Source organism: Thiocapsa sp. (genome assembly GCF_011390875.1).
Lineage (GTDB): Bacteria > Pseudomonadota > Gammaproteobacteria > Chromatiales > Chromatiaceae > Thiocapsa.
In genome coordinates this window covers 1-10,992 of the sequence record NZ_JAABRP010000174.1, presented here as the reverse complement: position 1 = coordinate 10,992, position 10,992 = coordinate 1, and the positions used below count along the sequence as shown (strand labels likewise).

The following is a 10,992-nucleotide window of genomic DNA, read 5'->3' as shown; positions in this document are numbered from 1 at the left end:
CGCCAGCTCCGACAGTCGTCGGGGCTGGCGCGGCCAAGCCATTCCAACAAATGACTCACACCGCACCGGGCGCGGTTTAGTCATCCGGCTGATCGTCCTGCTTTATACTTTTTCGGACGTCTTCCAATGGGTGTTCGCCATGCATCTGCCCCAACCCGATCATCGGCACTATACCTACGCGGACTATTTAACCTGGCCCGATGACGTGCGCTACGAGCTGATCGACGGTGTCGCCTATCTGATGTCGCCCGCACCGACTCTCGATCACCAGGATGTGGTCGGCGAGATCTACTACCAGCTTCGGCAGGCGCTCGGGGACCAACCCTGCCGCGCCTACGTCGCCCCGGTGGATGTGCGGGTTCCCCGCGCCGACGAGGACGACGCGGCTATCGACACCGTTGTTCAGCCGGACGTGCTGGTGATCTGCGATCGGGCGAAGACCGACCGTCGCGGGGTGCGGGGTGGTCCGGACTTTGTCGTGGAGGTGCTCTCGCCGGGCACCGCGAGCCATGACCATGTGCGCAAGCGCCGGGTCTACGAGCGAGCCGCCGTGCGTGAATACTGGCTGGTCCATCCGATCGACCGCACCCTCACCATCTACCGGCTGGAGCAGGGCCGGTTCGGCGGGGCCGAGGTGACGGAGCTGGCGGGTGAGACCCGGGTCGACATCTTGCCGGGCGTGGTCATCGCCTGGGATGCGCTGGTCGGGCGACTTGCGCCGCCCGAGGACTGAGTCCCGCGAATTTCCGGTGCAGCGGTTTCTCGAACCCTCAACCGGTCAAAGCGTCTCGACCGAAAAGGTATCGCACGCGGAGGGCTCGCCGGTGGAGAGCCCGCGCTTGAACCAGCGTACACGTTGTGCCGAGCCGCCATGCGTGAAGCTATCCGGGGTGACATAGCCGCGGGTCTGGCGTTGTAGACGGTCGTCGCCGATGGCGGAGGCGGCGTTCAGGCCCTCCTCGATATCGCCCGCCTCGATGATGTTGCGTGCCTTGTGTGCGCGGTGGGCCCAAACCCCGGCGAAGCAGTCGGCCTGCAGCTCCAGGCGCACCGAGAGCTGATTGGCCTCATCCCGACCGGCGCGACGACGCGACCTCTCGACCTGCTCGGAGATGCCGAGCAGATTCTGAACGTGATGCCCGACCTCGTGCGCGATGACGTAGGCTTGGGCGAAATCACCGGGCGCGCCGAAATCCCGCCGCAGCTCGTCGTAGAAGGCCAGGTCGATATAGACGCGTTGATCGGCCGGACAATAGAAAGGCCCCATCGCCGCCTCGCCCAGACCGCAGGCCGAGCGGGTGACGCCCGAGAAGAGTACTAGGGTCGGCTCTCGATATTGCTCGCCGCCGGCCTTGAAGATCTCGCCCCAGGTGTCCTCGGTGTCCGCCAGGACAACGGAGACGAAGTCGGCGAGTTCGTCTTTGACCGCCGCGCTCGGAAGCCTGATCTCGGGTTGACCGGCATCGAACGGATCGCCGTAGGGTACTTGGCCGCTCGGCGCCCGGGAGGTCTCCTGAGTCGGCCCCAACCCGCCTTGGTTCAGGAGAAGGCTCGGGTCCACGCCCAGAAGCAATAAGACGACCACCAGGATCAGGCCCCCCAGCCCGCCGCCGATTCCGACGCGGCGTCCCACGCCGAGCGGGCGCCGTCCACCGAAGGGGCTGTCGCCGAGACTGCCGCCTCGGCGGTCCTCCACATTCTCGCTACGCCTACCGGTCTTCCAACGCATGGGGTTTCCTCAAATGCCTAAACCGCGCCGGCTCCAGCGGTCGTCAAACCTGCCGGGGCCAATCCCATCCAAAAACATCGCATACCGCGCCGGGCGCGGTTTAACGTAGACAGAAACGCTGAATCAGCGCCCGCAGCAGGTCGAGCGTCGGTCTGATCCGATCCAGCTCCAGATACTCGTCCGGTTGGTGGGCTTGTGCGATATCGCCCGGGCCGAGCACGATGGTCTCCATTCCGAGCTGGTTGAGAAAGGGCGCCTCGGTGCCGAAGTTCACGGCCTCGGCGGTGTGACCGGTCAGTCCCTCGGCCACGCGCACGATCGCCGAGCCCGCGGGTGTCTCGGCCGGAGGGATGGCCTCGAACAAGGGATCGACGGACCAGGCGAGCCCGCGGCGGTCGGCGACGGTCGCGACCCGGCGGCTCAGCTCCGCGCGCACGTCGGTCGCGCTGAGTCCGGGCAGGAGACGCATGTCGACATGCAGCTCGCACTCGCCGCAGATGCGATTGGGGTTGTCGCCGCCGTGGATATGGCCGAGGTTGAGGGTCGGATGCGGGACCTTGAAGTCGGGGTGTCGGTGGCTGTCCGCGAGCTCCGAGCGCCAAGCGATCAGGGCGCCCATAACCTCGTGCATACCGTCCAAGGCGTTGTTGCCGAGTGACGGGTCGCTCGCGTGGCCGCTGCGACCGACCAAGCGAATCGATTCACCCATGACGCCTTTGTGCAGACGCACCGGCCGCAGCCCAGTCGGCTCCCCGATCACCGCATAGCGCCCGAGCGGCCGTCCGGACTCGACCAGGGCGCGTGCGCCGTGCATCGCGGACTCCTCGTCCGCGGTCGCCAGGATCATCAGTGGCTGTGCAAGATCGGTCGCGGTCAAGCCGCGTGCGGCCTCGATCGCCAGCGCCAGGAAGGACTTCATGTCGGACGTGCCGAGCCCGTAGAGGCGCCCATCCGCTTCGGTCAGATTGAGCGGATCGTGGGTCCAAAGATGGGCGTCGAAGGGGACCGTGTCGGTGTGTCCCGACAGCACCAGACCGCCGGGTCCGCTACCGAGCGTGGCCAACAGATTGGCCTTGTCCGGTTGCCCCGGAAGTGCCAGGATCTCGACCCGGAAGCCGGCCGACTCCAGCCAAGAGGCCAACAGGTCGATCACCGCTCGGTTGCTGTGGTCGAAGGCGGGCGTGACGCTGCTCACCGACAGGGTGCCGATCAGCCCTTCGAGCATCGTGGTCAGGGTCGGGGCCTGGCTGGGCATGGCGTGCTCCGCTGCATTGAGACTGAGTGACGATTCAGATACAAAGTGAACACCTCGATCGACGCGTAGGATGGGTAGAGCGGCAGCGAAACCCATCCTCCAAACCGCGACGTTGCCGGGTTTCGGTCCGATGCCCTTGACGTGGGCTGGATGGGTTTCGCTTCGCTCTACCCATCCTACGTGTTTCGGTTGTTTTTGAATCGTTCCTGACGCTCGGGTCCGTCGCCCGAGGAAGATGTGGATTCGATCCGATGGCGCCGGCCGCGGACGCCTTGCATTTTCCTGTGCGACCTGTAGATTTCGCCGACTCTATCCCGCCTTTCCGGCGCCCGCCAGTCCCCACGCCGTCAGCGAAGCCCGTGTCCAATCCAGTGCCCACCGATCCGATCAGCGACACCGCGCCCTCGCCTGTACGTCTGCGCCCTGCGGTGCTTGCCGACATGGGCGCACTGCTGCGGCTCGAGACCGCAAGCTTCCAGAGTGACCGGCTGACCCGTCGCCAGTTCCGCTACATGTTGACCCGTGCACAGGCGCGCACGCTGGTCGCCGAGGATGCCGAAGGCGCGCTGCTGGGCTACGTCATGGTGCTCTTCAGCCGGGCGACCTCGGTTGCGCGACTCTATTCGATCGCGGTCGCGGCACAAGCGCGGGGCCGCGGGGTCGGTCGCGTACTCGTCGAAGCTGCGGAGGAGGCGGCCTGGGAACAGGAGCGCGCCTACATGCGCCTCGAGATCCGGCGCGACAACCTCGCCTCGCAGGCGCTGTTCGAGAGCGCGGGTTATCGCCGCTTCGGCGTGCTCTCGGACTATTACGAAGACCACATGGAGGCGCTTCGGTACGAGAAGACGCTATCTCCTGGTCTCAAGCCGGAGCTCAAGCGCGTGCCCTTTTACGAGCAGACGCTCGATTTCACCTGCGGCTCCTCCTCGCTGATGATGGCGATGCAGGCGCTGCGCCCGAGCCTCGAGCTCAATCGCACGCTGGAGCTGCGGATCTGGCGCGAGTCCACGACCATCTTCATGACCTCCGGACACGGCGGCTGCGGTCCGTTGGGGCTGGCGCTGTCCGCGCAGTCCCGTGGATTCGCCGTGGAGGTCTTCGTGAACGATCCGGGCGTGCCGCTGGTCGACTCGGTGCGAAGCCCGGAGAAGAAGGAGGTCATGCGCCTGGTTCACGAAGACATGCTGGCAGAGACGCAGCGTCTCGGTATCCCGGTCAATCCGGGCACGCTCAGAATCGACGATCTCCAGAAACGTTGGGACGCGGGCTCTGTGCCCCTGGTTTTGATCAGCTCCTACCGCATCTACCGCGAGAAATTCCCGCATTGGGTCGTGATCACCGGCTTCGACGAGCACTTCGTCTATGTCCACGACCCTTACGTCGACTACGACAACGGAGAGACCACGCTGGACTCGATCGACATGCCCATTCCCCGCGACGAGTTCAGTCGGATGGCCCGATATGGTCGGGTCGGGTTGCAAGCGGTGGTCCTCGTCTCCTGCTAAACCGCGTCCGGTGGAGCATGAGCTGTTCGCATCGGATTCCAGGCTTATCAGCACCGATCAACGACGTTAGCGACGCGGTTTAGGATTTTATTTTTTTGTTCTTTAAATCGCGCCTGTGCCGAGGTGCGTTGGCGTGGATAAACCCGGAACCAAAATGCAACGCGACACCTACTCTACGAACGAGCGCGATTTAAATGGCTGAGCACCTCTTGTTGGTGGAGCAGCAAGGCGACTGGAAGCCGGGCTTTCCCCGTCTGCCCGTGGTGACCGCGCGTGACTATCTCGCGGGCGGCGAGCTGGCGTCCAAGCGCGATCTGCGCGTGATTAACCTGTGCCGCAGCTATCGCTATCTCTCGGTGGGCTATTACTGCTCGTTGCTCGCCGAGGCGCGGGGTCACAAGGTCATCCCGAGCGTGCGGACCATACAGGAACTCTCCAGCCGCGAGCTCTACAGCTTGGCCACCGAAGAGCTCGACGGGCTGGTGCAGCGTCTGCTCGGTCGGCGCAAGACCTCGGCGCTCGCTCCGACCGCCTACGAGCTGACCATCTGCTTCGGTCAGTGCGACGTGAAGGAGCTGCAACCACTCGCGCGCGAGATCTTCGAAACCTTCCGCTGCCCGATCCTGCGCGTGGAGTTTCGCCGCCAAGGCACCTGGCGCATCGGGGCCATCAAGGCCCTGCCGCTGGCCGCGGTCACGGCGGACGGGGAGGGGCCTCTGTTTGCGGCGTTGGAGGGCTATCTCTCGCAGCGTTGGCGCCAGCCGCGTGCGCGCTTGTCGTATCGGTATGACCTCGCCGTGCTCCACGACCCCGCCGAGGAGCTGCCGCCCTCCGACGGCAAGGCACTGCAACGCTTCGTGAAGGCCGGCAAGTCGCTCGGCGTGAACGTCGAGCTGATCCAGCGCAAGGACTACAGCCGGCTCGCCGAGTACGACGCGCTCTTCATTCGCGAGACCACGCGCATCGGTCACCACACCTTCCGCTTCGCCAAGAAGGCCGACAGCGAGGGCATGGTCGTCATCGACGATCCGGACTCGATCCTGCGCTGCACCAACAAGGTCTATCTCGCCGAGCTGCTGGCCGCGCATCGCATCCCGCGGCCCAAGACACTGGTGTTGCGCAAGGAGAATCTGATGGAGGCCGAGCATCAGATCGGCTATCCGATCGTGCTCAAGATCCCGGAGGGCTCTTTTTCACGCGGGGTCTTCCGGGCGGAGGATCGTGCCGGGTTGACGCGGATCGCCGGTAAGCTCTTTAAGGAATCCGATCTCATCCTGGCGCAGGAGTATCTTTACACGGCCTTCGATTGGCGCATCGGCATCCTGGGTCGCCAGCCCTTCTATGCCTGCAAGTATCTGATGAGCCGAGATCATTGGCAGATCGTCAAGCACGAGAGCGACGGTCGTCACGAGCAGGGCGGGTTCGAGACCCTGCCGGTGGAGGCCGTCCCGCCCGCCGTGATGAAGACGGCGCTGAAAGCGGCCGATCTGATCGGCGACGGGCTCTATGGGGTCGACCTCAAGGAGACGCCGGCCGGTCCTGTCGTGATCGAGGTCAACGACAACCCCAGCCTGGACTCGGGCGTCGAAGACAAGGTGCTCGGTGATCAACTCTACGCCCGTTTGATCGGCGAATTCGTGGCACGACTCGACCGCCGGCGCTCCGGCAAACGCTGACTGGACTGCGATGACTCAAGCCACCGAATCGCGCCCGCAGACCATCCGTCTCTCGCGCTCGCATGCAACCGCGCTCATCACACCCGAGCAGATCGCCGCCTCGCCCCTGGCCCGTTATCGTTCCTTGGTCGACGATTGGGACGCCTTCGCCGCGGCACTTGGTCGGCCGCTGCCGCCCTGCATCTGGGCCAACCCGACGCGGATCTCGGTCGCCGAGCTGGCCGATCTGCTGGCCGAGCAGGGTTTGGATACGCAACCCGTGCCCGGCCTGCCCGGCGCCTTGCGACTCCCCGAGGAGATCAAGGCCGGCCGCAACTGGTGGTACTGCGCCGGTCTTGCCCATGCACAGGAGGAGGTCTCGCAACTGCCGGCGATGCTGATGGACCTGGCACCCGGTCAGCGGGTGTTGGATCTCTGCGCCGCGCCCGGAGGCAAGACCGCACAGATCGCCTTTGCCTTGGGCAATCGCGGGACGCTCGTCGCCAACGACATCGCCCACGCGCGCATCAAGGCGCTGCAAGGCAATCTCGACCGGCTCGGCGTGGTCAACGTCACCACCACCTGCTGCGACGGCGCCAACTGGCCGAGCGCGAGCGGACAGTTCGACCGCATCCTGGTCGACGCACCCTGCTCGAGCGAGGGCACGTTGCGTCGCACGCCGTCCTTGTTGCCCCGGCTCGCTCCCGACAGCGCGCATCGCCTGGGACCGCGCCAGCGGGCGCTTCTGCGCAAAGCCGTGCAGCGCTGTCGCCCGGGCGGGCGCATCCTCTATTCCACCTGTACCTTCGCGCCGGAGGAGAACGAGCTGGTGGTGGCCGACATCCTCGCCGAGCATCCCGGGATGCTGCGCCTGGTGCCCGCATTGGTTCCGGGTTTCGTCGCGATGCCGGGCGTCACCCATTGGAACGGCCGGGAGCTTCCGCCCGAGCTGGCGAATTGTCTGAGGATCTGGCCCCACCATCGCGACACCGGCGGTTTTTTCATGGCCATCCTGGAGAAGGATGCCGGCTGCCCCGCCGAGCCGACCCCGGAGCCGGCGGGCTTGGACGACACGGATGCCGCCGAGTGGCTTGCCGGTCTCGACGACAAGTACGGACTGGGCAGGGATTATTGGATCCACTACCGAGCCAACCGCCAAACCCGACGGGGATTGCACTTGATGGCGGCCGATCATGCGCCGCCCGCGCTCCCCGTGGCGGAGTCGAGCGGTTTGTTCTTCCACCGCACCAATGTGCGACCGCCCAAGCCCAGCACCGGCGGCTCTCTGCTCTTTGGGCGAGATATCACGCGCTTCGGTGTCGCTTTGGATACCGAGCAACGCGACCGTTATCTACGCCGCGAGATCTTCGACCCAACCCCCGAGCAACGTGCTGCCACGCCGACGGGGCAGATCATCGTGAGTTATCGTGGTCATGTGTTGGGTGTGGGCGTGCTTCATCGCTCCGGAGTGATCGAGAGTTTGTTTCCGAGCCGCTGGAGTGGGTGCGCGGCTTAAAACGCGTCCCGATGGTTCATGGGATGCGTTTGTGTTGGCTGCACTTGGCCCTGTCCGCTCGGCTTGTAGCGGACGCGTTTTAAGGTGATTTTAGGGAAAGGTCTACAGGCGTGGTGTGGGTGAATGAATTCGCCCCACAGTCCCGATGGACCTTCCGAGAATGCGCAGTCGGGATGCTCAGGTGACGATTCAGAAACAAGGTGAACACCTTGATGAATGCGTAGGATGGGTAGAGCGATAGCGAAACCCATCCTCCAAACCGCCGTGTTCCCGGGTTTCGGTCCGATGCCCTTGGCGCGGGCTGGATGGGTTTCGCTTCGCTCTACCCATCCTACGTTTTTGGGTTGTTTTTGATGTGTTTCTTAAGCCCGGAAATCACCTTGTTTCTCGAAACGCCTGAGGTAATGTGTTTTTTTGGAGGGTTTTAAGCGATGCGGCGACGCGACAAGAGGTTCGATTTTGCGGTGATGTTGGCTTGCCTCGGCTCGGGGACTGCGTTCGCGCAGGAGCCGGTTGAGCAGGAGGCGCAGGCCCCGACGCCGGTCGCTCAGCCGACGGTCGAGTGGGCGATTGCGCCGGAAGGGAGGACTCTGCCCGGCGGTATCGTGCTCGAGGAGGGCATGGTGTTGCCGCCGGGAACCGTGCTTCCCGGCGGGGCGATTTTGCCGGGGGCGCCTCCTGTTGCGGAGCCGAGCACGGCACCGGTCCCTGCAACCGTCCCCGTCCTGACTCCCGAGCAGGTGCCGGCGCCGATGGAGGCGTCGGTGGAGGAACCGGCGACTGCGCCGCCGCCCGAGCCGCCTAAGGAGCGACGGCTTCCCGGCCAGTCGACCCTGGGGGTTCCGCACATCAGCGGCGGGATCGGTGCCTCCGAGCGCGAAGCGATGGAGCAGGTCAAGGCTCAGTACAATCTGCGGCTCTTGTTCGCCGTCGCCGGCTCCGGGGCCTATCTGTCCAACATCCGCGTGCAGATACAGGATGCCGCCGGGCCGACGCTGCTCGGCACCGTCACCGTTGGCCCCTGGCTCTACGCCAATCTGGCCCCCGGCGACTATGTCTTGACGGTCGAGCATGCCGGACAGACACAGACCCGCAACGTCACGCTCCCGGCGACCGGGGCCGTGGCCGAATCCTTCTACTGGCCCGCACCATGACACTCTCCATTCAAGATCTCTACGACCGGCTGCAGCTCGTACTCGAGAACCCCGACGACGGCGAGATCAACGGCGTCAACACGCTGGAGCAGGCCGGATCGCGGGATCTGTGTTTCGCCGAGCACGCGAGCCAAGCCGATGCCGTGGCGAGCAGTGCGGCCGCGCTGGTCCTTGTCGGCGAGGGCTTTCCGGATGTCGTCGGCAAGCGGTTGTTGCGCGTCGCCGAGCCGCGCAGTCTTTTCTTCGAAATCGCGGTTTGGTTCGCGCCGGCAACGGAGAGTCAGGGCATTCATCCGAGTGCGTCCGTACACCCTACAGCAGACCTCGGGAAGGATGTGGAGCTTGGTCCCGGCGTGGTCGTCGATGCGGACGCCCGAATCGGCTCCGGCTCGCGGATCGGCGCCGGGTCCTATCTCGGAACTGGGGTTCAGGTCGGAACGGATTGCGCGATCGGGGTCAATGTAAGCATTCTGCGCGACTCGACATTAGGCGATCGCTGCGTCCTGCATCCGGGTGTACGGATCGGCGGCGACGGGTTCGGGTTTCGCTGGGACGGGACGGCGCACCGCAAGATCCCGCAGCTCGGGCGGGTCGTCATCGAGGATGACGTGGAGATCGGCTGCAACAGCTGTGTCGACCGGGCCACGCTCGGTATGACGCGCATCGGGCGGGGCACCAAGATCGACAATCTGGTCCAGGTCGCCCACAACGTCGATATCGGACCGCACAGCATTCTGGTCAGCCAGTCCGGCGTTGCGGGCAGCTCCAAGCTCGGGCAAGGCGTCGTGGTGGCCGGGCAGGTCGCGATCTCGGATCACGTGACGGTCGGCGACGGGGCACGCATCGGCGGCCAAGCCGGCGTCGTCAAAGATGTTCCGGCCGGGGTGGCCGTTTTCGGGACACCCGCGCGTCCGGTCAAACAGGCCCTTCGCGAAAGCGCGGCGCTCATTCGACTCCCCGCGTTGCTCAAGCAGGTCGAGCGGCAACAGCAGACGATCGATCGCTTGGAGCGCTGTCTGGCGGACCTGACCGGCGGCTCTTCGAGCGCCCCAAACCCACCTGCACCATCCGCGAGCGGCCTCTCGCCCGATGTCGTATCCGGGATCGAGACCGATTGAGATCAATGGTTTGTATGTGACAGCTCAATGACGGTCGAATCGCTTTTCCGGCCGATATTTGCTATAAACCTTGCGGTTTTATCACCAAAACGACCGATGAACTGAGGAGATCCAATGTCCTTCAACGCGTTGATCCCGCTGCTGCTCGGCATTTTCGGGCTATGGGCGGCGTACTATATTTACAAGCTAGTCTTGGCCTACCCCGAAGGGGAAGAAAAGGTCAAGGCGATTGCCGACGAGATCCATCTCGGCGCCATGGTGTTCATGAAGCGAGAGTTGATGCTGTTGGGCATCTTCTGCGTCGTGGTGCTTGTGCTGCTGACCTGGTTCTTGGGATGGAAGACCGGACTGGCCTTCGTTGTCGGCGCTGGCGCATCCGCAAGCGCTGGTTTTCTAGGGATGTTTTCGGCGACCAGGGCCAATGTGCGCACCACCACGGCTGCACACACGCTGGGCGCGCCCGCGGCATTGACCGTCGCCTTCTACGGCGGCTCGGTCATGGGTCTCTTGGTCGCTTCGCTGGGTCTCTTGGGTCTGGGTTTTCTCTATCTGCTTTTCGGCGGTAACCCCGAGGCATCCCACGCGATCCATGGCTTCGGCGTCGGCGCCTCCTCGGTCGCACTCTTCTATCGCGTCGGCGGCGGTATCTTCACCAAGAGCGCGGACGTGGGTGCGGATCTGGTCGGCAAGATCGAGGCCGGCATCCCCGAAGACGATCCACGCAACCCGGGCGTGATTGCCGACAACGTCGGCGACAACGTCGGCGATGTCGCCGGTATGGGTTCGGACATCTTCGAGTCCTATTGCGGCGCGCAGATCGCCACCATCGCCATCGCCGCAACCATGTCGGCCACGACCCTGGCCGTGCTTGGCGCGCAGTCCTCGCTGATGTTTCTGCCGCTGGCCCTGGCCTCGGCCGGTCTGCTGTGCTCGATCGCGGGTATCTTTCTCGTCAAGTCCGTCTCGGCCAACAAACCGGCCACCGCGCTGCGCACGGGCACCATCGGGGCCACGCTGCTCTTCATCGCCGTGTCTTTCCTGGTCGTCTGGATGATCGATG

The 10,992-nt window shown here is 64.7% G+C and carries 9 protein-coding genes; 7 read left to right on the top strand and 2 right to left on the bottom strand.

Annotated elements, in window-relative coordinates:
• The coding region (locus GPT33_RS13985; protein WP_363929366.1) for a Uma2 family endonuclease at positions 1-733 on the top strand (733 nt) is incomplete at its 5' end.
• 45 nt (positions 734-778) lie between these two features.
• On the opposite strand, the gene GPT33_RS13980 is transcribed toward GPT33_RS13985, so the two are convergent.
• Positions 779-1,729 (bottom strand): neutral zinc metallopeptidase, encoded by a 951-nt coding sequence (locus tag GPT33_RS13980; RefSeq protein WP_296809956.1) that lies wholly within the window; start codon positions 1,727-1,729, stop codon positions 779-781.
• A gap of 100 nt (positions 1,730-1,829) precedes the next feature.
• The gene (argE, locus tag GPT33_RS13975) at positions 1,830-2,984 is read right to left on the bottom strand and encodes an acetylornithine deacetylase (protein WP_296809954.1); all 1,155 of its coding nucleotides are present in this window, start codon (positions 2,982-2,984) and stop codon (positions 1,830-1,832) included.
• A 440-nt stretch (positions 2,985-3,424) separates the two neighbouring features.
• Here argE and GPT33_RS13970 point away from each other — a divergent pair, with 440 nt between their 5' ends.
• From GPT33_RS13970 to GPT33_RS13945, 6 genes are all read left to right on the top strand, one after another.
• Complete coding sequence (locus tag GPT33_RS13970; RefSeq protein WP_363929367.1) at positions 3,425-4,489, top strand: peptidase C39 family protein; 1,065 nt, start codon at positions 3,425-3,427, stop codon at positions 4,487-4,489.
• Positions 4,490-4,683: 194 nt separating this feature from the next.
• Positions 4,684-6,165, top strand: coding sequence for a RimK family protein (locus tag GPT33_RS13965; RefSeq protein ID WP_296809948.1), 1,482 nt, complete (start codon positions 4,684-4,686; stop codon positions 6,163-6,165).
• 10 nt (positions 6,166-6,175) lie between these two features.
• Positions 6,176-7,660: an RsmB/NOP family class I SAM-dependent RNA methyltransferase gene (locus tag GPT33_RS13960; RefSeq protein ID WP_296809946.1), complete on the top strand. Its 1,485-nt coding sequence runs from the start codon at positions 6,176-6,178 to the stop codon at positions 7,658-7,660.
• A gap of 431 nt (positions 7,661-8,091) precedes the next feature.
• Positions 8,092-8,814 carry a carboxypeptidase-like regulatory domain-containing protein gene (locus GPT33_RS13955; RefSeq protein ID WP_296809944.1) on the top strand — a complete coding sequence of 241 codons (723 nt, stop codon included), beginning with the start codon at positions 8,092-8,094 and terminating at the stop codon, positions 8,812-8,814.
• Positions 8,811-9,932, top strand: a complete 1,122-nt coding sequence (gene lpxD, locus GPT33_RS13950) for a UDP-3-O-(3-hydroxymyristoyl)glucosamine N-acyltransferase (protein ID WP_296809943.1) — start codon at positions 8,811-8,813, stop codon at positions 9,930-9,932. The genes GPT33_RS13955 and lpxD overlap by 4 nt, the downstream gene beginning before the upstream one ends.
• Positions 9,933-10,046: 114 nt before the next feature.
• Positions 10,047-10,992 (top strand): sodium/proton-translocating pyrophosphatase (locus GPT33_RS13945; RefSeq protein WP_296809942.1); only part of this gene is annotated, 946 nt, incomplete at its 3' end.